General features: G+C 35.1%; 19 protein-coding genes. 14 read left to right on the forward strand and 5 right to left on the reverse strand.

Features of this window, described 5'->3' with window-relative positions; all coding sequences use genetic code 11:
* Nucleotides 1-78 precede the first annotated feature (78 nt).
* From L1967_RS17920 to mscL, 7 genes are all read left to right on the forward strand, one after another.
* The gene (locus L1967_RS17920; RefSeq protein WP_249602876.1) at nucleotides 79-810 is read left to right on the forward strand and encodes a class I SAM-dependent methyltransferase; all 732 of its coding nucleotides are present in this window, start codon (nucleotides 79-81) and stop codon (nucleotides 808-810) included.
* A 116-nt stretch (nucleotides 811-926) separates the two neighbouring features.
* Entirely contained in the window at nucleotides 927-2,129 is a 1,203-nt protein-coding gene (locus L1967_RS17925; protein WP_249602877.1) for a hypothetical protein, read from the forward strand.
* Between the two features lie 210 nt (nucleotides 2,130-2,339).
* Nucleotides 2,340-3,434 (forward strand): redox-regulated ATPase YchF, encoded by a 1,095-nt coding sequence (ychF, locus tag L1967_RS17930; RefSeq protein ID WP_249602878.1) that lies wholly within the window; start codon nucleotides 2,340-2,342, stop codon nucleotides 3,432-3,434.
* A 446-nt stretch (nucleotides 3,435-3,880) separates the two neighbouring features.
* On the forward strand, nucleotides 3,881-5,743 hold the full coding sequence (locus L1967_RS17935; protein WP_249602879.1) for a DNA topoisomerase IV subunit B: 1,863 nt from the start codon (nucleotides 3,881-3,883) through the stop codon (nucleotides 5,741-5,743).
* Complete coding sequence (locus L1967_RS17940) at nucleotides 5,740-6,222, forward strand: hypothetical protein (protein ID WP_249602880.1); 483 nt, start codon at nucleotides 5,740-5,742, stop codon at nucleotides 6,220-6,222. Before L1967_RS17935 ends, L1967_RS17940 begins: the two co-directional genes overlap by 4 nt.
* Nucleotides 6,223-6,225: 3 nt before the next feature.
* Nucleotides 6,226-8,853: a DNA gyrase/topoisomerase IV subunit A gene (locus L1967_RS17945; protein ID WP_249602881.1), complete on the forward strand. Its 2,628-nt coding sequence runs from the start codon at nucleotides 6,226-6,228 to the stop codon at nucleotides 8,851-8,853.
* Between the two features lie 2 nt (nucleotides 8,854-8,855).
* The gene (gene mscL / locus L1967_RS17950; RefSeq protein ID WP_249602882.1) at nucleotides 8,856-9,311 is read left to right on the forward strand and encodes a large conductance mechanosensitive channel protein MscL; all 456 of its coding nucleotides are present in this window, start codon (nucleotides 8,856-8,858) and stop codon (nucleotides 9,309-9,311) included.
* A gap of 121 nt (nucleotides 9,312-9,432) precedes the next feature.
* Here mscL and L1967_RS17955 read toward each other — a convergent pair whose 3' ends face one another.
* Entirely contained in the window at nucleotides 9,433-9,810 is a 378-nt protein-coding gene (locus L1967_RS17955; RefSeq protein ID WP_249602883.1) for a DNA topoisomerase IV, read from the reverse strand.
* Between the two features lie 31 nt (nucleotides 9,811-9,841).
* Entirely contained in the window at nucleotides 9,842-10,279 is a 438-nt protein-coding gene (locus L1967_RS17960; protein WP_249602902.1) for a helix-turn-helix transcriptional regulator, read from the reverse strand.
* Nucleotides 10,280-10,556: 277 nt separating this feature from the next.
* On the opposite strand from L1967_RS17960, the gene L1967_RS17965 reads away from it, so the two are divergent.
* From L1967_RS17965 to L1967_RS17990, 6 genes are all read left to right on the forward strand, one after another.
* A complete protein-coding gene (locus tag L1967_RS17965; RefSeq protein WP_249602884.1) occupies nucleotides 10,557-11,720 on the forward strand; it encodes a M14 family zinc carboxypeptidase in 1,164 nt (387 codons plus the stop codon).
* A 76-nt stretch (nucleotides 11,721-11,796) separates the two neighbouring features.
* The gene (locus tag L1967_RS17970) at nucleotides 11,797-12,276 is read left to right on the forward strand and encodes an Lrp/AsnC family transcriptional regulator (RefSeq protein WP_249602885.1); all 480 of its coding nucleotides are present in this window, start codon (nucleotides 11,797-11,799) and stop codon (nucleotides 12,274-12,276) included.
* 93 nt (nucleotides 12,277-12,369) lie between these two features.
* Complete coding sequence (locus L1967_RS17975; protein WP_249602886.1) at nucleotides 12,370-14,952, forward strand: phosphoenolpyruvate carboxylase; 2,583 nt, start codon at nucleotides 12,370-12,372, stop codon at nucleotides 14,950-14,952.
* 3 nt (nucleotides 14,953-14,955) lie between these two features.
* Complete coding sequence (locus L1967_RS17980) at nucleotides 14,956-15,477, forward strand: DinB family protein (RefSeq protein WP_249602887.1); 522 nt, start codon at nucleotides 14,956-14,958, stop codon at nucleotides 15,475-15,477.
* Nucleotides 15,474-16,490: a YihY/virulence factor BrkB family protein gene (locus L1967_RS17985; protein WP_249602888.1), complete on the forward strand. Its 1,017-nt coding sequence runs from the start codon at nucleotides 15,474-15,476 to the stop codon at nucleotides 16,488-16,490. Before L1967_RS17980 ends, L1967_RS17985 begins: the two co-directional genes overlap by 4 nt.
* Before the next feature lie 175 nt (nucleotides 16,491-16,665).
* The gene (locus tag L1967_RS17990) at nucleotides 16,666-17,214 is read left to right on the forward strand and encodes a type 1 glutamine amidotransferase domain-containing protein (protein WP_249602889.1); all 549 of its coding nucleotides are present in this window, start codon (nucleotides 16,666-16,668) and stop codon (nucleotides 17,212-17,214) included.
* Between the two features lie 65 nt (nucleotides 17,215-17,279).
* On the opposite strand, the gene L1967_RS17995 is transcribed toward L1967_RS17990, so the two are convergent.
* Together L1967_RS17995 and aroB are read right to left on the reverse strand one after the other, a co-directional pair.
* Complete coding sequence (locus L1967_RS17995; protein WP_249602890.1) at nucleotides 17,280-17,576, reverse strand: hypothetical protein; 297 nt, start codon at nucleotides 17,574-17,576, stop codon at nucleotides 17,280-17,282.
* Between the two features lie 189 nt (nucleotides 17,577-17,765).
* On the reverse strand, nucleotides 17,766-18,830 hold the full coding sequence (aroB, locus tag L1967_RS18000) for a 3-dehydroquinate synthase (protein WP_249602891.1): 1,065 nt from the start codon (nucleotides 18,828-18,830) through the stop codon (nucleotides 17,766-17,768).
* A gap of 97 nt (nucleotides 18,831-18,927) precedes the next feature.
* Between aroB and L1967_RS18005 the strand changes: the two genes are divergently transcribed.
* Nucleotides 18,928-20,139, forward strand: coding sequence for a proline dehydrogenase family protein (locus L1967_RS18005; protein WP_249602892.1), 1,212 nt, complete (start codon nucleotides 18,928-18,930; stop codon nucleotides 20,137-20,139).
* A gap of 50 nt (nucleotides 20,140-20,189) precedes the next feature.
* Here the strand turns inward: L1967_RS18005 and L1967_RS18010 are convergent, their stop codons facing one another.
* The gene (locus L1967_RS18010) at nucleotides 20,190-21,005 is read right to left on the reverse strand and encodes a UDP-2,3-diacylglucosamine diphosphatase (RefSeq protein ID WP_249602893.1); all 816 of its coding nucleotides are present in this window, start codon (nucleotides 21,003-21,005) and stop codon (nucleotides 20,190-20,192) included.
* Nucleotides 21,006-21,232: the final 227 nt, after the last annotated feature.

Consider the following 21,232-nt stretch of genomic DNA (forward strand, 5'->3'; position numbering starts at 1 on the left):
ATTCAAGTATCTTTTTTTGATTTTGAGATAAGGTTTTAAGCATTCAATTTATATCTTTATCATGCTATATTCTATGCCATGAAAGATAATTTTTCGCACCAGTCAGCTAACTATGCCAATTTTAGGCCACAATATCCTAAGTCCATATTCGATGAAATAAAAAAGCATTTAAATCACCACCACCACGCCTGGGATTGTGCCACGGGTAATGGACAGGTAGCCAGAGAACTTTCTACATTTTTTGATAGGGTAGAAGCAACTGATATTAGTGAGAATCAGTTAAAAGAGGCTCCTAAACTGGGGAATATCAATTATAGTATCCAGCAAGCTGAAAAGGTAAACTTTCCAAATAAATCTTTTGATCTTATTACCGTAGCGCAGGCCATTCACTGGTTTAAATTCGATGAATTTTATACTGAAGTAAAACGTACCTTAAAAGATAATGGGATTTTGGCTGTTTTGGGTTACAGTCTTTTTCGCAGCAATCCCGAAACCAACAAAATAATTGATCATTTTTATTACAATATCATAGGGCCTTATTGGGATGAAGAACGCAAATATTTAGATGATGGCTATACTAGTATTCCTTTTCCTTTTCAGGAAATAAGCACCCCACAAGTGTATTTTAAAGAAGAATGGGAGTTCGAAAGGTTAGTAGGGTATTTAAAAACCTGGTCCGCAGTTAAACATTTTTCAGATAAAAACGGCTTTAATCCGGTAGATGATATCTATCAGCAGCTAAAAGAAAGCTTTGGAGATGAAAATTTTATCGAATTCCCAATAATATTAAAAATAGGGAAACTTTTTTGAAAAATTTAGAGATTCGGTAGAGACATGAAAGCTGACATTCATTGATCAATGAAATTTTAATATTTTAGCCTGGCATAAAAAATGCTGAAAATCTAAATACCAATTAAGTAAACCAAATGATGAAAAAATTAACCTTAAGCTTAAGCCTTTTTGTAGTGGTAAGCGGCAGCGCCGTGGCGCAGAGCCTTTCATCAACCGCTTCAAACGAAAGGGTAACCGATCAGGTTTTAAAAGAATTAAATCGGGAACGAGCACTGTTGAGTCAGAATCTTGACTTCAGGATTAAAGAAATTGATTCAAAAATCAACAATCTTGATGAAAGCATTAAGAATTCCAGAAATGCTTCAGACAAAGTAGAAAAGCTTCTGGAACGCGTAAAATTTTTAGAGGAACGCCAGTCTGAAATCGATAAAAATACGATTAGTGTTTACAAATACAATTATAGCTCGGCTGTGCTAAATTTGGCCAGTATGGAGCGTGAGATTAAACCCCTTAATCTATTTAACAGCTCCCGCGAATTCTATTCTACTTTAGATAAAGTAAGTAACCCCATGCATTATGAAGGGTACCAGGAATGGTTTGGTAAATTTCAGGGGTTTGTAAAAGAAAATCAGGAAGATAATGCACGATTGGCTGCTTTAAATCATATTATTGAAGTAACCGGAGATTTGAGCCAGGGGACGCCATTTGTGGGCATGTTTGCCGGTAGTCTTTTCGACGGAATAGGAACTTTTATTAATTCTTTAAATAGAAGAGATAAGGAATTACGGGAACAAAGTGTTCAAATGCTGAAGTTAACAACTTCGGTTTCACAATTTACCCACGATAAAGATCTTATTGAAACCGAATGGGATGCGATCAACAAAAGTCTGGATGAATTAAAAAATATTCAGGACAAAGCAATGGCTGAAAATTTTGAGCAAATGCTCGGGATCGATCTAAAGACTTTTGAGCGCAAGTTTACTAATGAAACCGATGCGAAAAAGAGAACACAGTATATCCTGGATATTTCAAAAATCGCTGAAAATAAAATTGTTGAAGAGCGCGAAAGCAATCCGGAAAACTGGAAACAAAATTATCACGACCAGATGCTAGCCGTTCAGAATCTAAAAATCCGTTTTGGAGATATTACTTTTAGAATTTTAGAAAACCTGAATAAATATGAAGGATTGATCGAAAAATATAAGAAAGATCCTTATTTAAAGGATAAGATGGGTGATTTAGAATTAAAATTGGATATCGTTAAGAATAGCTTTGAAAGCACTTTTAATCCCCAGGAATACATTAAAGCATCTAACGAGATGTATATTGTGGAGTGAGATTATAAGTTTAAAGTTAGAAAGTTCAAAATTTGAAAGTAATATAGGATTAATAATAGATAGGGAGAGCTAAAGCTCTCCTTTTTATTTTAAGATTCGTGATTTTAAGCTATATTTTTAAAATAAATTATAAAGAATCTGGGGGGTGAGAAATTCGTATCTAATTGCTATCTTTGCAGCCGCAAAATAAACAGCATCAAAAATTAATATATGAAAGCCGGAATTGTTGGATTACCAAACGTAGGAAAATCAACTTTGTTTAATTGCTTATCGAATGCAAAAGCACAAAGCGCGAATTTCCCTTTTTGTACGATCGAGCCTAATATTGGAGTGGTAAATGTTCCAGATCCTCGTATTAAAAGATTAGAGGAATTGGTAAATCCAGAGCGGGTACAGCCGGCAACCGTAGAGATTGTGGATATCGCAGGACTGGTAAAAGGAGCGAGTAAGGGAGAAGGTTTAGGAAACCAGTTTTTGGCCAATATACGAGAGACCGATGCGATTCTTCATGTACTTAGATGCTTTGATAATGATAATATCGTACACGTAGACGGGTCTATAGATCCTATCCGTGATAAAGAAACCATTGATATGGAACTTCAGCTTAAAGATCTGGAAACCGTAGAGAAAAAGCTGGAAAAAGTAAAGCGTGCTGCTAAAACCGGTAATAAAGAAGCTCAAAAAGAAGAAGCGGCTTTATTAAAAGCGAAAGCCGGTTTAGAAGCCGGAAAATCGATAAGAGCGGTAGAATTTACCGAAGATGAACATAAAGAGTTTATTAAACCTTTACAGTTTATTACCGATAAACCGGTAATGTACGTATGTAACGTAAATGAAGAGGCTGCGGTAAATGGCAATGCTCATGTAGATCGTGTTCGTGAAGCTGTAAAAGATGAAAATGCTGAAGTTTTAGTACTTGCTGTTGGGACTGAAGCTGATATTACCGAATTAGATGATTACGAAGAACGCCAGATGTTCCTTCAGGATATTGGGCTGGAAGAGCCGGGATCGGCAAAATTAATTCGTGGTGCTTATAGCTTATTAAATCTACAAACTTATTTTACTGCCGGAGTTAAGGAAGTAAGAGCCTGGACCATCCCCATTGGAGCAACAGCACCACAGGCAGCAGGGGTAATTCATACTGATTTTGAAAAAGGATTTATTCGTGCAGAAGTAATTTCTTATAATGATTTTTCAGAATTAGGTTCTGAAGCTAAAGTGAAAGAAGCCGGAAAAATGCGAGTAGAAGGAAAGGACTATGTGGTTCAGAATGGTGATGTAATGCACTTTAGATTTAATGTATAGCCATTTAGTCTTAAAGTTTGAAAGTTAATGCGAGGATATTTTTAAATAGAAATTATATTCATGTAGCTTCAATGACGTCCTAGTAAAAATGTATTTTAGTAAACTACCTGGGGGAAAGCCCACTGGGCATTCTATAGAAACAAAATTTCAATTTCGAGGCATCCCGATTTGTATTACCCTCTTTGGCGGTACCAATAAATACGTATCAGCTTAAAACACATTTTAAGTTTTAATAGATATCTAAACAAGAGCAAAGTCAGTTATAATTGCATTGATATCAATTTTCTTTTAATAAGCTATTCAAAAAAACATACTGGATGTTGAATTACATAAAATTCAGCAATTAACAATTTTTCTAAAGCCTTTGTTAATTACTTTGTAGCCGCAGGGTTTTAACTTTTAACGGTATATCTTATATTAGCCGGGAAACTCCACTATTTATAAACATGAGTCAGGAAACAAAGTACACCGAAGATAATATTCGGTCGCTGGACTGGAAAGAACATATTCGAATGCGCCCGGGAATGTATATCGGGAAATTGGGGGATGGTTCTAGTGCAGACGATGGGATTTATATATTACTAAAAGAAGTTTTAGATAACTGTATCGATGAATTTGTAATGGGTTCCGGTAAAACTATCGAGGTATCTGTTCAAAATCAACGTGTTATTGTTCGTGATTATGGCCGTGGTATTCCACTTGGAAAAGTAGTGGATGTAGTTTCTAAGATGAATACCGGTGGAAAATACGACTCCAGAGCTTTTAAAAAATCTGTTGGTTTAAATGGTGTTGGTACAAAAGCGGTAAATGCGCTTTCTTCCTATTTTAGAGTAGAATCGAATAGGGATGGAAAATCCCATGCGGCTGAATTTGAGCAGGGAAATTTAAAAGATGAAGAATCTTTGGAGGAAACTTCACGCCGTCGTGGTACAAAGGTGACCTTTGTTCCTGATGAGCTTATTTTTAAAAACTTCAAATTTAGAAATGAGTACATCGAAAAAATGATTAAAAATTATGTGTACCTAAATCCCGGGTTAAGCATTATTTTTAATGGTGAGAAGTTCTATTCAGAAAATGGATTAAAAGATCTATTAAACGATACTTTAAATAAAGAAGATCGATTATATCCTATTATTCATTTACGGGGTGATGATATCGAAATTGCCGTAACACACAGTAAAGCGCAGTACAGTGAAGAATATCACTCATTTGTAAATGGACAAAATACCTCGCAAGGGGGAACGCATTTAGCTGCTTTTAGAGAGGCCATTGTTAGAACGGTTAGGGAATTTTACGGTAAAAATTATGATGCTTCAGATATTCGAAAATCGATTGTTGCCGCTATTTCCATAAAAGTGATGGAGCCCGTTTTTGAAAGTCAGACCAAAACAAAACTGGGTTCTACAGATATGGGAGGGGATTTTCCTACGGTTAGAACTTACATTAATGATTTTGTAAAGCGTAATTTTGACAATTACCTGCATAAAAATCAGGAAACTGCCGAGAAACTTCAACGAAAAATACTTCAGGCAGAACGCGAGCGTAAAGATCTTTCAGGAATTCGGAAACTAGCTAAAGAGCGGGCTAAGAAAGCTAGCTTACACAATAAAAAATTAAGAGATTGCAGGATTCATCTTGGTGACAATAAAAAGGAGCGTTATCTGGAAACCACACTTTTTATTACTGAGGGAGATTCGGCTAGTGGATCGATCACAAAATCCAGGGATGTTAATACACAGGCTGTTTTTAGTTTAAAGGGAAAGCCTTTAAACAGCTACGGATTAAGTAAAAAAATTGTTTACGAAAACGAAGAATTTAACCTGCTACAAGCCGCGTTAAATATAGAAGAATCTTTAGAGGATCTTCGTTATAATAATATTGTGATCGCAACAGATGCCGATGTTGATGGGATGCATATTCGATTATTATTGATTACATTTTTTCTTCAGTTTTTTCCTGAATTGATTAAAGAAAATCATTTATATATTTTACAAACGCCACTTTTTAGAGTACGGAATAAAAAGGAGACAATCTATTGTTATTCAGAATACGAAAGAAAACAGGCCGTGCAAAAGCTTAAAGGAAAGGTTGAGATAACCCGATTTAAAGGTTTAGGGGAGATTTCTCCAGATGAATTCAAGTATTTTATCGGAGATGATATCAGGCTGGATCCCGTTATGCTGGATAAGGATAAATCTATAGAAGAAATGCTTAGTTTCTATATGGGTAAAAACACACCAGATCGCCAGGAATTTATTATTGATAACTTAAAAGTAGAGCTTGATCTTATCGAAGAATTAGGAATATGAAGTGTAACAACAAGAATGAAATAAAAATAATCCCACCTGTTTATATCGTTCTGGTTGCGGTGTTTTTAACTAACATTTTTGTAAATGTAGAATTAATAGGGCGTGATGAGCCTATAGGATTCAGTCATTTTTTACCTAATATCATCACGCTACTTATTTTCTTTTTTGTACATAAAATAGGTGTGAGTTTTGATTTTGATAGTGACGGTGAAACCCTGATTTTTAAGAATAACGGCGTCTTCTTTTCAAAATTTATGGAATACCGAGTTAAGAAAGCAGAATTTCCAAAGAGAAAATTAGCAAAATATAAGTTTACCAATTACGGAATATATTCAAGCATAACTATTTATATTAAATCCAGACGAAGAAAAGGTTTTAAAAAATATACATTTAACACCACGTTTTTAAGCAGAAAAAAGAAAAGCGGCCTGGTCGCTTCTTTGCAAAATGTTTTGGACAAACCTAAAGCTGTGGCTTAACATATGGAAGAGAATCCCGAAGAATCTAAAGACGAACAATTAAATAATCCTAAAGAAGAAATAATGCGGGTTACCGGTATGTATAAAGACTGGTTTCTTGATTATGCTTCTTATGTGATTTTAGAACGTGCTGTACCGGCAATGGAAGACGGTTTTAAACCGGTACAACGCCGAATTATGCATTCTATGAAAGATCTTGATGATGGTCGTTACAATAAAGTAGCGAATATCGTTGGGCATACCATGCAATATCATCCTCATGGTGACGCCAGTATTGGTGACGCCATGGTACAGATTGGCCAAAAAGATCTTTTAATTGATACACAGGGAAACTGGGGAAATATTTTAACCGGTGATCGTGCAGCAGCACCCAGATATATCGAGGCGAGATTATCGAAATTTGCGCTGGAAGTACTATACAACCCAAAACTTACTGAATGGCAGTTATCTTATGATGGCCGTAAAAAAGAACCGGTAAATCTTCCCGTTAAATTCCCAATGCTATTGGCACAGGGTGGAGAAGGAATTGCGGTAGGTTTAAGTACCCGTTTATTGCCCCATAACTTTAACGAGCTTATTGAGGCTTCTATAAAACATCTACAAGGGAAACGTTTCAAATTATTTCCGGATTTTCCTACCGGTGGTATTGCCGATATTTCCCATTACAATGATGGCAAACGAGGCGGCCGGGTTAGAGTTCGGGCTAAAATTAGTCAGTTAGACAAAAATACGCTGGTCATTACCGAAATTCCTTTTGGTACCACCACCACAAGCTTGATCGATTCGGTTTTAAAAGCGAACGAGAAAGGAAAAATAAAGATCAAAAAGATCGAAGATAATACGGCGGCTGAAGTTGAAATACAAATTCATCTTCCTAATAATATATCACCCGACCGTACTATCGATGCGCTTTACGCGTTTACCCAGTGTGAAAATTCATTATCACCACTGGGCTGTGTAATCGTTGATAATAAGCCGGAGTTTTTAGGGGTTTCAGATATTTTAAGATCTTCTACAGATCATACACTTCATCTTTTAAAGCGTGAGCTTGAAATTACACTAGATGAACTGGAGGAACAATGGCATTTTGCTTCTTTAGAACGTATTTTTATTGAAAACAGGATCTATCGTGAGATTGAAGAAGAAGAAACCTGGGAAGGAGTAATTAGTGCTATAGATGAAGGTTTAAAACCACATATTAAGCATTTAAAACGAGCGGTAACCGAAGAAGATATCGTAAGACTTACCGAGATTCGAATTAAAAGAATCTCAAAATTTGATATCGACAAAGCGCAGCAAAAAATAGACGCTTTAGAAGATGAAATCGCGAGGGTGAATCATCATCTTGATAATCTTATTGATTATGCCGTTGATTATTTCACAAATTTAAAAGAGAAATACGGGCAGGATAAAGATCGCAAGACTGAACTGCGACTGTTTGAAGATATTGAAGCTTCTAAGGTAGTGATAAGAAATACCAAGCTTTACGTAAATCGTAAGGAAGGATTTATTGGAACCGCTCTAAAAAGGGATGAGTATGTAACCGATTGTTCAGATATCGACGATATTATTTGCTTTACTGCCGATGGTAAAATGATGGTGACCAAAGTGGATACCAAAACTTTTATCGGTAAAGATATTATTCATGTCGCTGTTTTTAAGAAAAAAGATAAGCGTACCATTTATAACATGATTTATCGCGACGGAAAAGGCGGAACCACTTATGTAAAACGTTTTGCGGTAACATCGGTAACCAGAGATCGTGAATATGATCTTACTCAGGGTAAAAAAGATTCTAAAGTTCTTTATTTTTCAGCTAATCCTAATGGTGAAGCCGAAGTGATTACCGTATTCTTAAGACAGGTAGGTAGTATCAAAAAATTAAAATTTGAATTAGATTTTGCCGAGATCTTAATAAAAGGAAGAAACGTAAAAGGAAATATTGTTACTAAATATTCTGTAAAACGAATAGAATTAAAAGAAGAAGGAGTTTCTACCTTAAAACCGAGAAAGATCTGGTTTGATGATGTGGTTAAACGACTTAATGTAGACGAACGTGGTGAATTATTAGGAGAATTTAAAGGTGAAGATCGCCTGTTAATTATTACTCAGGATGGTATTGCAAAAACCATAAAACCTGAATTAACAACGCGTTTTGACGAGGAAATGATCGTGCTAGAGAAATGGACCCCTAAAAAGCCAATTTCAGCCATTTATTGGGAGCCCGAAAAAGAACGGTTTTATGTAAAGCGTTTCTTAATCGAACATCCCGACAAAGAAGAGAAGTTTATTAGCGACCATGAAAATGCCTATTTAGAAATGGTTTCTACAGATTATTTCCCGATGATAGAGATTGAATTCACCAAATTAAAAGGAAAAGATCGCCGACCAAACGAAGAAGTGAGTATTGAAGAGTTTATTTCGGTAAAAGGGATTAAGGCACTTGGAAACCAGTTAACTACAGATAAAGTAAAGGCAATAAATTTACTTGATCCACTTCCCGATGAATCAGATCCTGAAGAAGAAAATGAGGAAGGTGAAGAGGTGGATTTTAACCAGACGGGAACCAGCTTTAAAGAAGATAAAGACTCTTCCGAAGAGAATCAGACCAAATTATTTGATGACGAATAATAATGGGAATACTTAAAGAGTTTAAAGAGTTTGCCATTAAAGGGAACATGGTAGACATCGCCATTGGTGTAATTATTGGCGCTGCTTTTAATAGAGTGATCGATGTTCTGGTAAAAGAGGTGATTACACCACCTTTAAGCTTAATGACAGATGGAATTCAATTTTCAGATAAAAAAATTGTCTTAAGAGAAGCTATTGACGCTTCAGCCAGCGCTACCGGAAAAGCTGTAGAAGAAGTAGCTATCGCCTACGGTGCTTTATTGGAGGCCTTAATTGATTTTCTCATTATAGGTTTTACCATCTTTATAGTGGTAAAACTAATGAACCGATTTAGGGCCAAGGCTCAGGATCCAGAGAATAAAGAAGTTAATACTCCAAAAGATATCGAATTACTTTCTAATTTGAATTTGCTCATAAAAGAGCAAAATGAAATTTTAAAACAAAATAATAGGAAGTAAGTTACTTTAAGAGGTAGCGCAATAAGGATTTATTATAAAACAGATTTTATTTTAAGATATTTCGACAACTATCATTAACGGGTTAGAAGCATTTAATAGATGATTATCCAGAAAAATCTGATTATTCTTCTTTAACTCGATATACCGATCCTCTTTCCTTACGGGGATCACCTACTTTGCCATACTCAAACGTGTAGCCATCTTTATCGGTTTTAATAATACGCATGTGGATGGCCTGCCTTTCCTGCATATTTTTAGGGTGAATGTTTTTAAGGATAAATTCACAGTCATTAATCCATCGTACAGAAGAAGTATCTGTTTTCCCCTGAAAGGTATCAATCTCTAAACTGTCTGTCCGCACAAATCGTGAGGTTACCATTTCTCCGTTTAAATAGGATTGAAATTCAAAAGTTCCGGTACGAAAATCCTGACAGTTTTTTTCAGGTTCAAAACAACTTAAAAATAGGAATGGAACAAAAAAGAAGATTAATTTTTTCATAGGGCAAAATTAATCGAAATGGCCTGAATATTCAATTTTCAAAGGCATCAAAAGTACCATCTTCATAAAAAATGATCACCCGTGATATTTTTTTATCTGTTTTAGAAGGAAAAGAGGATACTGCTTTGCCAATTTCATTTACCTGTACAGATTCAGAAAATAAATCATTCTCGAAGTTCTGTGCAGGAACTTGATCTTTCTTAGAGTAATAACTAGGTGTTTTTTTAGGTGACGTATTTTCAGCTTTAGGGAAACTTCCCTTCCCATTAAGCAACCAATAGAGCTCAACTTCGGGAAATGTCTTTACTATTTTCATTACAAATTCCAGACTGGGTTTATTTCTACCCGACAATAAATGGCTAATAGAAGACCTACCCACTTCAATTTTATCAGCAAAAGAAGAGGCCGTTAAATCGTAATATTCGATAATTTCCTGTAATCTATTTGTAAACTCCTTCGTGTTTACCATTGTGAAATCTAATATATAAGCAGTATTCACAAATGTAAATTATTTAATTTTAATTTCCTAATTACAATTGTAAACTTTGTTTTTAAATTAAAGCTACTGTTTAAATAAAACCATATAAAGTCCTAAAATTAAGGTTTTTATATTCGTAATAATGGTTTTTTGGAGTATATCCAAGTCTAATCTTGCCCGCTATCCGCTACCTAATTACAATTGTAAACAATAAAATGAATTGTTGTTGTTTACAATTGTAAAATAAAGGTTTTTTACTTTTGTGAACATGAAAGCATACGCAGCTACTATTAAAGAAATCATGGATCGCTATCCAGACTTTAAATTGAATCAGATAAAAGGTCGTTATATTAATCAGTCTCATATTCATCCCATACTAAAAGAATTTAAAAAAGATGTGAGACTATTTAAAATTGGCTACTCTGTAAATAAAGAACCTATTCATCTTATTAGAATTGGTAAAGGGAAAACAAAAGTCCTGGCATGGTCCCAAATGCATGGTAACGAATCGACAACGACCAGAGCAGTTTTAGACGTTATCAATGCCCTGATACATTTAGATACTAAAGAAACCCTTGATATTTTAGAGAATATCAGTTTATACTGTATCCCTATGTTAAATCCTGATGGTGCCAGAAAATATACACGCTTTAATTATAACAATGTTGATCTTAACCGTGATGCCCAAAATCTAACACAGCCCGAAAGCCGTGTACTTAGAAAAGTTTTTGAAGATGTAAAGCCGCAGTTTTGTTTAAACCTGCATGGGCAGCGCACCATTTTTAGTGCAGGTTCCACAAATAAGTCAGCAGTACTATCTTTTTTAACGCCCGCGGAAGATATAGAACGTAAAGTCACTGCCATGCGAAGCGAGAGCATGAAGGTCATCGCTCAAATTGTTTCAGACCTTAAAGAAGTATTACCCGGGCAGATTGGCCGTTATGACGATGCTTTTAATATTAACTGTACAGGAGATACGTTTCAAAGTGAAGGCGTACCAACGATTTTGTTTGAAGAAGGACATTTCCCTAACGATTATACAAGAGAAACCACGAGGGAATTTGTCGTTGCCAGTATTATTTCTTCCTTAAGAAGCATTGGCACTGAGACTTACCAAAAACTCAACACCAACGACTACTTTGAAATCCCTGAAAATGATAAGAAATTCAATGATATTTTGATTAAAAACGTACGAATACTGGATAGTATTAAGGACGTAAGTATTCAATATTCAGAAAAATTAGTTGGGAATAAAGTTGAATTTATACCGAAAATTGAAAAAATTGAGGATAAAATTGACAAATATGGGCATAAGGAGATTGATGGAGAAGGAAAAATACTGGAGTTGGCAGGGCACAAAACACCAGTCGCAAACGTTATAGTTGATAAAATATTCTTAAATAAAGAGATTTTAATGGTTAAATGTGATTAATTCTTCAAAAAATTATAAATACTTCAAAGTTTTTGTATTATTTTTGAACTTCATATAATAAAAAGAAGTTAAGAAAATGGCCAAATTTAAATTAGACGAAACAGATCACCAGATTCTCGACATGCTTATCGAGAATACTAGAACTCCGTTTACTGATATCGCTAAAAAGCTTCTAATTTCTGCCGGTACGGTTCACGTTCGTGTAAAGAAAATGGAAGAAGCAGGAATCATTATAGGTTCTTCTTTAACGCTAGATTATCAAAAACTGGGGTATGCGTTTATCGCTTATGTAGGTGTGTTTCTTAAGAACACCTCACAAACAAAATTTGTTTTAGAGAGAATTAACGAAATTCCTTTTGTAACTGTTGCTCACGTTACTACGGGAAAATTCAACGTTTTCTGTAAAGTTAGAGCGCGTAATACTCAGCATGCTAAAGAAATTATCTTTCAATTAGATGATATTGAAGGAGTATACCGTACAGAAACCATGATCTCTTTAGAAGAAAGCATTAACGATAAGAAACGTTTAATGCATTCTATATTTAAGGACCTGTAATAAAAGGAATACTAAACTTTTATTAAAAACCCTTTAAGCTCACTTGTTTGAAGGGTTTTTTTATAATTTTAAGACAACCAAATACCCAAAATTATGCATAGAGAACCTAAGTTAGAACGTTTTAATGAAAATGTTCTTTCTAAGTATCAAATTTATAACAGTCTTTTTCTAACCCTGCCTTTTAATGACATTCGCAAAACGGGCTCTTTGTTGCCACTTTTTCAGGAAGTTTGCGAAGAAGGATTTAAAAAGAATAAAAATCCCTCTGAAATCGTAGAGGCATTTTTTAGAAAATATCTTGATGATCCCTCAGAAAAAGATATGAATGATCTTCTATTTAGGTTCATACAATATATTGAAAGACAGGTAGTATTATTTGACGCAATCGAGGATGCTGCTTTCCCCATTGTTAACAATATGGACGGAATTGGGACTCTTCGAAATATTAAGGAAGAAACTGAATCCCAAAATCAGAATGAAAAACTGCGGGAGTTTTTAACCCGATTTAAAGTTAGACCAACCTTAACAGCTCACCCAACGCAATTTTACCCTGGCGCTGTATTAGGGATTATTACAGACCTTGATAGGGCTATTCAAAATGATGACCTTGTAAAGATAAAACAACTTTTATCCCAGCTTGGTAAAACACCGTTCTTTAAAAAAGAAAAACCTACACCGCTTGATGAAGCTATAAGTCTTATCTGGTATTTTGAGAATGTATTCTATCAAAGTGTAAGTAAAATATATAGCTATATCCAACAGAATATGTTTGATGGTGATAGCATTGGCAATGAAATTATAGAATTAGGTTTCTGGCCCGGTGGAGATCGCGACGGAAATCCATTTGTAACTACAGATATTACTTTACAGGTAGCCAAGCGACTGAAGAGTACAATACTTTTTTGCTACTATCGTGATGCCAGAAAATTAAAAAGGAGACTCACCTTTGAAGGGGTAAATGAAACCATTGAAGAAATCGAAAGAGCACTTTATGAAGGAGCTGTTTCAGAAGGTGCTACAATTAAATTATCGCTTGAAGAATTAAAAGGTAAGCTGCATGCTATCAGAGAAGTGCTTATTAACAAGCATCAATCATTATTCTTAGAAGAAGTAGATGATCTTTTAAATAAAGTAAATTTATTTGGCTATCATCTTGCGACTTTAGATATCCGTCAGGATAGTGGAGTGCACGAAGAAGTGCTTTCAGAAATTATTGCGGTTTGTGAGAAAAGAGGGGATCATCTAATCCCAAAAAATTATAAAGAACTTTCAGATAAAGAACAAATCGAAATTCTTACAAAAGTTACCGGAAATCTGTCTGCAGACGAATTTGATAGTGAAGACGGAATGGGTAAAGCAACCATTTCTTCTATACACGCGATGAAACAAATCCAGCAAAGCAATGGAGAAAAAGGAGCTAACAGATACATCATTAGTCACAGTGAAGTTCCACAGAGTGTTTTAGAGCCCTTTGCATTTTTAAGATTATGTGGTTGGGATGAACCAAGTGTAGATATCATTCCGCTATTTGAAACCGTACCAGATTTAAAGGCTTCACCACAGGTAATGGAAACCTTATACAGTAATCCTGTGTACCGTGAGCATTTAGAGCGCAGAGGAAACAAACAAACCATCATGCTTGGTTTTAGTGACGGTACTAAAGATGGTGGATATCTTATGGCTAACTGGAGTATTTATAAGGCCAAACAGGAGCTTACCCAAATCTCTAGGGAATATGATATTAAAGTGACCTTCTTTGATGGTCGTGGAGGACCACCAGCACGTGGAGGCGGTAAAACACACCAGTTCTATGCTTCTTTAGGATCGGCTATCGAAAATGAAGAAATTCAGTTAACAGTACAGGGACAAACCATTAGTAGTAATTTTGGAACTCAAGATAGTTGCCAGTACAACCTGGAGCAATTAATTAGTGCCGGAGTTTCTAACGAGATTTTTAATCATGGTAAAAATAATTTATCTGATGATGATCGTGCAACAATGGTAGATCTTGCAGAGACCAGCTATAATACCTATATGGAATTTAAAGCGCATCCAAGATTTATCCCGTATTTAGAGAAGATGAGTACGCTTAAATATTATGCAAAAACAAATATTGGTAGCCGTCCCTCTAAGAGAAACAATAATGCATTAAACCTGGATAATTTACGCGCGATTCCTTTTGTAGGTAGCTGGAGCCAGTTAAAGCAAAACGTTCCTGGATTCTTTGGTGTGGGTACAGCCTTAAAGAAATACGAGGAAAAAGGAGAGTTTGATAAAGTAAAACAACTTTATAATAATTCGATTTTCTTTAAAACTTTGCTTGAAAATAGCATGATGAGTTTAACCAAATCCTTTTTCGAGTTAACGGCTTATATGAAAGAAGATGAGGAGTTTGGTGAATTTTGGCAAATTATTCATGATGAGTATTTGCGCTCTAAAGAAATGTTACTAAAAGTTACCGGATATAAGGAACTTATGGAAAACGAGCCTGCAATGAGGGCTTCAATCCAGGCCAGGGAACGTATCGTTCTTCCGTTGCTAACAATACAGCAACATGCTTTAAGAATGGTACAAAAACTACAGAACGGAAGCGATAGTGAACGATTGGATGAATACGAAAAAATGGTTACCCGATCGTTGTACGGTAATATTAATGCAAGTAGAAATTCAGCTTAAAATATGACGGTAGAGCAGTTAAATGCTTCAGAGTACAATTCGTTCTATGAAAATTATATTAAGAGTATCCCCAAAGAAGTTTCTTTGGGGATATTATTTTTAGAGAATCTGAAAGATATTTCTGAAATGCTGGGACGAATAGATGAAGTAAAATTATCTTTTAGATATGAAGAAGGAAAATGGACGGTGGTTGAAGTATTGCAACATTTAATAGATGTTGAGCGAATTTTTCAGTATAGAGCACTGTGTGTGGCCAGAGGGGAAACACAACCATTATCTGGTTTTGATCATGATGCTTATGTAGATTTTTGTGGGGCTGAAAACCGGAGTTTGGAAAGCCTTAAAAATGAATTTGAAATTATACGAAAATCGACCTCCATTTTATTTGATTCCTTTACCGATGGCATGCTAAAACAAGTAGGGCAAATGAATGGTTCTTCGGCAACGCCACGTGCTATAGGTTTTATTATTATTGGGCATACCATACATCATTTAAAAATTTTACAAGAACGATACGGCATTTGAAAAATCCTCCAAAATTTATAAAATCGGTAAGAGCATTTTTTAAGCTTATGGCTAAAGCTTTTACCAGCTGGAACAAAAACGAGCCTTACGCGCGTAGTGCTACTATAGCGTATTACACACTATTTTCGTTACCCTCTTTGTTGATTATTGTGGTAACGCTGGCCGGTTCGTTTTTTGGTAGGGAAGCGGTGAAGGGCAGGATTACCGCAGAAATTAGCAGATTTATTGGCCGTGATCCCGCTGAAGCAATTGAAGAAATGATTTCTAACGCCTGGCTTTCTGACGAATCTACATTTGCGGTTATTTTTGGTGTTGGCATGTTGTTATTTGGTGCAACCGGAGTTTTTGTACAGCTTAAACTTGCCATGAATAACATCTGGAACGTAGCTGAGAAACGTAGCAACTTTTGGAGTTTACTTTTAGATCGTGCTATTTCGTTCGGGATGATTCTGGTGATCGGACTCTTATTATTAATATCTCTGGTAATTGCAGCCTTACTCAATGTAGTGAAAGAACGCATTCATTTTATTGCTCCTAATGTTACGGGAACCATGCTAGAAATTGCCAATTTTATCATCTCTTTTCTTGTGATTACAAGTTTGTTTATGGCGATTTTTAAAATCCTTCCGGATATCAAGATTAAATGGAAAACTACTTTTTTAGGTGCTAGCCTTACCACACTTCTATTTTTAATAGGGGAGTACCTTATCAGCTTTTATTTTGGTGCTAGTGAGCCAACATCGGTGTATGGAGGAGCCTCAAGCGTAGTACTAATTTTATTATGGGTGTATTACGCCTGCATGATCATGTTTTATGGGGCCGAGTTTACCGTACAATATGCTCTGGTGAAAAATGATAAAATTCAGATGGGCAAAAATGGGGAACCCGCAATTTATCAGGAGATGGAAAAATTAGAGAAGAAAAAGGTTCAGTTAAAAGAAGAAAAAAAGATTATCGATAAGCTAAAAGAAAGTGTTCATATTTCAAAAAAGGATACCAGTGATAATTGCTAAAACTTTTCAAAATCCTTGGTTATTTAGCTTATTATCAATTGAAAATTCGTTATAAACTTTAAGTAATCCATTTTTAACGCTTATTAACTTTGCTCTACTCTAATTTAAAATGCCTTTAATACAGGTTCTCTTTTATAGTTTTTAAATTTGGAAAAACGCTTAAAAAATAAAAATTATGGAAAAGAGAGTAGCTATTTTAGCAACAGATGGATTTGAAGAAAGTGAATTAACCTCACCAAAAGAAGCGATCGAGAAAGCAGGTTTTAAAGCAGATATCGTAAGTGTAAAGTCTGGTTCTATTAAAAGTTGGGATGTAGATAAATGGGGTAAAGATTTTACCGTAGATCAATTAGTAAGTGAAGTAAGTGCTAAAGATTACAATGCTTTGGTGCTGCCAGGCGGTGTATTAAACCCCGATAATTTACGTACTAATGAGGATGCATTAATATTTATTAGAGATTTCTTTAAACAAAGTAAAATTGTAGCCGCTATTTGTCATGGCCCGCAATCCTTAATCAATGCAGAAGTTGTTGAAGGAAGAACAATGACTTCTTATCCATCTATCAAAAAAGATTTAGAAAATGCAGGAGCACTTTGGGTAGATAAAGAAGTGGTCGTAGACGAAGGTTTTGTTACCAGTAGAACTCCAGACGATCTACCAGCATTTAATGATAAATTAATTGAAGAAATTAAAGAAGGAAAGCATGATTACCAACATGCATAATTCTTAAAGACATTCTACAAAATATAAAAAGGGAGTTTTAATTTTTAACTCCCTTTTTTTATGTCTTAATCGTCGTCTTCTTCGTCGTTATCTTTTTCCGGGATATCTACGATTGGCTCGTTAAAGTCGTCATCATCATAATCTTCTTCATCAAAATTAGCCATGGTATTTTCTAAACGTGTACTTACCTTAACAAGATAAATAGCATCTTCAGTTCGTACTTCAACCGCATCAATCGTTTCTCCCTTCGCATTCTTAAAGGAGATGATGTGATCGTCATCATAGCCATCAGGATATTTCTCTACAAGAAGGCTTAATATCTCCGGTGTTAATTTTTTAAAGTCAACAATTACTCTTTTCATTTTATAGGGTTGATTTTTTTGCAATTATAAATAAAAATATAAAACCTTAAAGGCTTAGAGTGAAATTTTAATAGAATAGTAAACTACCTAGGGGCAAGCCCACGAGGCATTCGATAGACATAAAATTTCAATTCCGAGGCAAGCCTCGGGGTATTAAACCCTTTGGCGGTGCCAATAAATTTATAATAATCAGGCGTTTTGATAAAATTCAAAGGCATCAAATATTATATTATTTGGTACCTGGCAGTCAATTTCAGTTTCTCCTATGTCTTTAAGGAGTACAAAGTTTATTTTTCCGGCTTCATTTTTCTTATCATATTTCATTAAATCGATAATCGCATCAATATCTTCTTTAGAAAACTCGACCTTGCCATAAAGTTCTACAATACGTCTGGTGATATTATCAAGTTTTTCCGTAGGAAAATCTTTTAACTCCTTAGAAATATAAGTAGCCAGGATAATCCCCAAAGCTACGGCTTCTCCATGTAATAAAGTCTTCTTTTGGGTATGCGTTAAACAATACGATTCTATAGCGTGCCCTAAAGTATGTCCGTAATTTAAGGTTTTGCGTAACCCGTTCTCATAAGGATCTTCGGAAACCACCTTTGCTTTAATCGCTACTGAAACTCGTATAATATCATCCAGATCATTTAGGGTTAGTTCACTAAGTTTACCTACTTTTTCCCAGTAGGCCTCATCGGCAATCAGGCCATGTTTTAAGATTTCAGCTAAGCCACTTCGCATCTCTTCGGAAGGAAGTGTAGCCAGATAATCAGAATCTACAATCACCATTTCAGCATTCGAGATCACACCAATCTGATTTTTAAGATTCCCAAGATCCACGCCGGTTTTACCACCAACTGAAGCATCTACCATAGAAAGCAGGGTAGTAGGGACATTAATATAGGTAATACCGCGTTTAAAAGTTGAAGCTACAAATCCCCCAAGATCGGTAACCACGCCACCACCAAGATTAATCATTAAACTTTTACGATCGCCTTCAAGATCAGACATTGTTTGCCAAACCCCCATGCAGGTATCCAGGTTTTTAAAAGGCTCGCCAGCTTCAATTTCTATAATTTCAATGGCGATTTCTGTTGTTATTTTAGGTAAAAATGCCGGTAAGCAAAGTTCGTGTGTATTTGTATCTACGAGAATAAATATCTTAGACGGTTTTTGTTCTAATAGATATTCGTTAATTTTTTGATATGCTTCTTCTTTATAAAAAACGGTTCCTTTTGCCGTGTTTGTCATGATTTTTAATCTTTAAATCAGTTTCGAAAATAAGGAGAAAATATTAAATCGAAATCAATATTCAATAATTATATTTGCGCTAATTAATGAGATCTCCATGATTAGAAAAAAGATATTTAACGATACCAAAACGGCTTTTAAATTAAAATCAGATACAGAGTTAGATAGAGCGATTTTTTTATTTAGTATGATGGGAAAGCCAACTTTAGTGAAATCTGGTATTGCACTTACCAAAATGTCTTTAAAATTGAATTTGCCCGTAGAAGGCCTAATTAAAAAGACCATTTTTGAACAATTTGCCGGTGGGGAAACAATGGAGGACTGCAAGCCTACTATTAAAACCATGTACCAGGCCAAATTGCATAGTATTTTAGACTATTCGGTTGAAGGAAAAGAAACAGAAGAGCAGTTTGATGCCGCAGTGGCTAAAAAATTAGAGCTTATTAAGTTTGCAAAAGAAGAAAAAGAAATCCCTTTTGCTGTTTTTAAGCCCACTGGTGTAGGTAGGTTTGAAATTTGGGAAAAAATGACCGCCAAAGTCAGTTTATCTGACGATGAAAAAAAAGAGTGGGAAAATATCGAAAATCGGGTAGAAAAACTTTGTAAAACCGCTTACGATCTAAAAGTAAGATTATATGCCGATGGTGAAGAAACCTGGATGCAAACGGCAGCAGATGATTTAATGGAAGAAATGATGCGCAAATACAACAAAGACGAAGCACTCATTTTTAATACGTTACAATGTTATCGTTGGGATAGGATAGAATATCTTAAAGACCTGCATGAAAAAGGAAAGGCTGAAGGTTTTAAAATAGGGGCTAAAATTGTTCGTGGTGCCTATATGGAAAAAGAAAATGAACGCGCCAAGCGTTTAGGTTATCCTTCTCCTATTTGCGAAAGTAAAGAAGCTACCGATGTGAACTTTAATAGCGTTATGTCCTATTGTTTGGCTAATCTCGATGATATTTCTGTGTATATTGGTACCCATAACGAGGTAAGCAATTACCTGGCATTACAGATCATCGAGGATAAGGGTTATGCCATAAATCATCCACATATCTGGTTTAGTCAGTTGTTTGGGATGAGTGATAACTTAAGTTATAATTTAGCAAAGAAGGGCTATAATTCGGCTAAACTTGTTCCTTTTGGCCCCGTTAAGGATGTAGTGCCGTATTTAATGCGTAGAGCACAGGAAAATTCTTCGGTAAAAGGGCAAACAGGTAGAGAACTTTCATTGTTATTAGAAGAACGAAAACGCAGAAAAGGCCAGGAAGCAAGACATCATCGCCAGGAAAAGGAAAGTTTCTAATCTCTCATTAAAGAGGTTAATTCCATGGTTCCGTTATTGGCATTTATATTTTACCTTGACTTACTACGTTTTAGCACGGTGATGGCGGTGAGTAACTGCGGCTCTTTAATTTGTTTCATATTAAGTTCTGGAAACCTGATAAGTTCCCAGCGTTTATTATGATATTCCAAAGCGGTTAGATTTTCGATCCAGTCGCCGGAATTTAGATATAAACACGTCCCTTTTTTATTGGTTTTTCTTACAATTCTGGGCTGGTGAATATGCCCGCATACCACGTATTTATAGCCATTTTCTATAGCAAGATCGGTTGCGGTTTTCTCAAAATCATCTATAAACTTAATAGCACCCTTAACCTTATTTTTAATCTTTTTAGAAAGAGAATATTTTTTTCTCCCCATTCTTACTAAGCACCAGTTTAAAAACCGGTTAATCAAAATTAAAAAATCATAGCCCCAACCACCAAGTTTTGCGATCCATTTAGCGTTTTGTATCGAAACGTCGAAAACATCCCCGTGAAAAAACCAGGCTTTTTTACCATCGAGCTCTAAAACAAGTTTATCTACAATTGAAAACGAGCCCATAAAAGTTTCACTAAACTTTCTAAGCATTTCGTCGTGGTTTCCCGTAATATAAATTACTTCAGTCCCGCTGGTACTTAAATCGATAATTTTTTTGATGACTTCCAGATGGGATTTAGGAAAATAACTTTTTCTAAATTGCCAGATATCGATAAAATCACCATTCAGGATTATTTTCTCAGGTGCTACGCTATCAAGATATAGCAATAATTCTTTTGCGTGACATCCAAATGTCCCTAAATGAACATCTGAAATCACTAACAAATCAATTTTTCGCTTACTTCCCAATATAGTCTTCTTTTTTGCAAAGAAATGCTGTTTTTTAAAAAATCATATTAAGATGATTTTAAGCAATCTTCAATTAATTGTTATTCTGGTCAGTTAATTTTAAAATGGGAGAATAGTGAAGGTTTCCATTAAAATTTTCAAAACAAAAATTAAAGTTTAGGCAGATATCCCGCATTTTCTACTATAAATGAAATGTTTTACTAAAATCAATTTTTAATTTATAGGCT

This window comes from Zunongwangia pacifica (assembly GCF_023499215.1).
In the GTDB taxonomy this organism is placed as follows: domain Bacteria; phylum Bacteroidota; class Bacteroidia; order Flavobacteriales; family Flavobacteriaceae; genus Zunongwangia; species Zunongwangia pacifica.

What these genes read in the sequence shown, in the direction of transcription:
- aroB (WP_249602891.1), bottom strand. Translation starts at nt 18,830, where the DNA reads ATGACAAACACGGCAAAAGGAACCGTTTTTTATAAAGAAGAAGCATAT.
- L1967_RS17995 (WP_249602890.1), bottom strand. Translation starts at nt 17,576, where the DNA reads ATGAAAAGAGTAATTGTTGACTTTAAAAAATTAACACCGGAGATATTA.
- L1967_RS17960 (WP_249602902.1), bottom strand. Translation starts at nt 10,279, where the DNA reads ATGGTAAACACGAAGGAGTTTACAAATAGATTACAGGAAATTATCGAA.
- L1967_RS17940 (WP_249602880.1), top strand. Translation starts at nt 5,740, where the DNA reads ATGAAGTGTAACAACAAGAATGAAATAAAAATAATCCCACCTGTTTAT.
- L1967_RS17990 (WP_249602889.1), top strand. Translation starts at nt 16,666, where the DNA reads ATGGAAAAGAGAGTAGCTATTTTAGCAACAGATGGATTTGAAGAAAGT.
- L1967_RS17920 (WP_249602876.1), top strand. Translation starts at nt 79, where the DNA reads ATGAAAGATAATTTTTCGCACCAGTCAGCTAACTATGCCAATTTTAGG.
- L1967_RS17945 (WP_249602881.1), top strand. Translation starts at nt 6,226, where the DNA reads ATGGAAGAGAATCCCGAAGAATCTAAAGACGAACAATTAAATAATCCT.
- L1967_RS17975 (WP_249602886.1), top strand. Translation starts at nt 12,370, where the DNA reads ATGCATAGAGAACCTAAGTTAGAACGTTTTAATGAAAATGTTCTTTCT.
- L1967_RS17970 (WP_249602885.1), top strand. Translation starts at nt 11,797, where the DNA reads ATGGCCAAATTTAAATTAGACGAAACAGATCACCAGATTCTCGACATG.
- L1967_RS17965 (WP_249602884.1), top strand. Translation starts at nt 10,557, where the DNA reads ATGAAAGCATACGCAGCTACTATTAAAGAAATCATGGATCGCTATCCA.
- L1967_RS17980 (WP_249602887.1), top strand. Translation starts at nt 14,956, where the DNA reads ATGACGGTAGAGCAGTTAAATGCTTCAGAGTACAATTCGTTCTATGAA.
- mscL (WP_249602882.1), top strand. Translation starts at nt 8,856, where the DNA reads ATGGGAATACTTAAAGAGTTTAAAGAGTTTGCCATTAAAGGGAACATG.
- L1967_RS17935 (WP_249602879.1), top strand. Translation starts at nt 3,881, where the DNA reads ATGAGTCAGGAAACAAAGTACACCGAAGATAATATTCGGTCGCTGGAC.
- L1967_RS18005 (WP_249602892.1), top strand. Translation starts at nt 18,928, where the DNA reads ATGATTAGAAAAAAGATATTTAACGATACCAAAACGGCTTTTAAATTA.
- ychF (WP_249602878.1), top strand. Translation starts at nt 2,340, where the DNA reads ATGAAAGCCGGAATTGTTGGATTACCAAACGTAGGAAAATCAACTTTG.
- L1967_RS17955 (WP_249602883.1), bottom strand. Translation starts at nt 9,810, where the DNA reads ATGAAAAAATTAATCTTCTTTTTTGTTCCATTCCTATTTTTAAGTTGT.
- L1967_RS17925 (WP_249602877.1), top strand. Translation starts at nt 927, where the DNA reads ATGATGAAAAAATTAACCTTAAGCTTAAGCCTTTTTGTAGTGGTAAGC.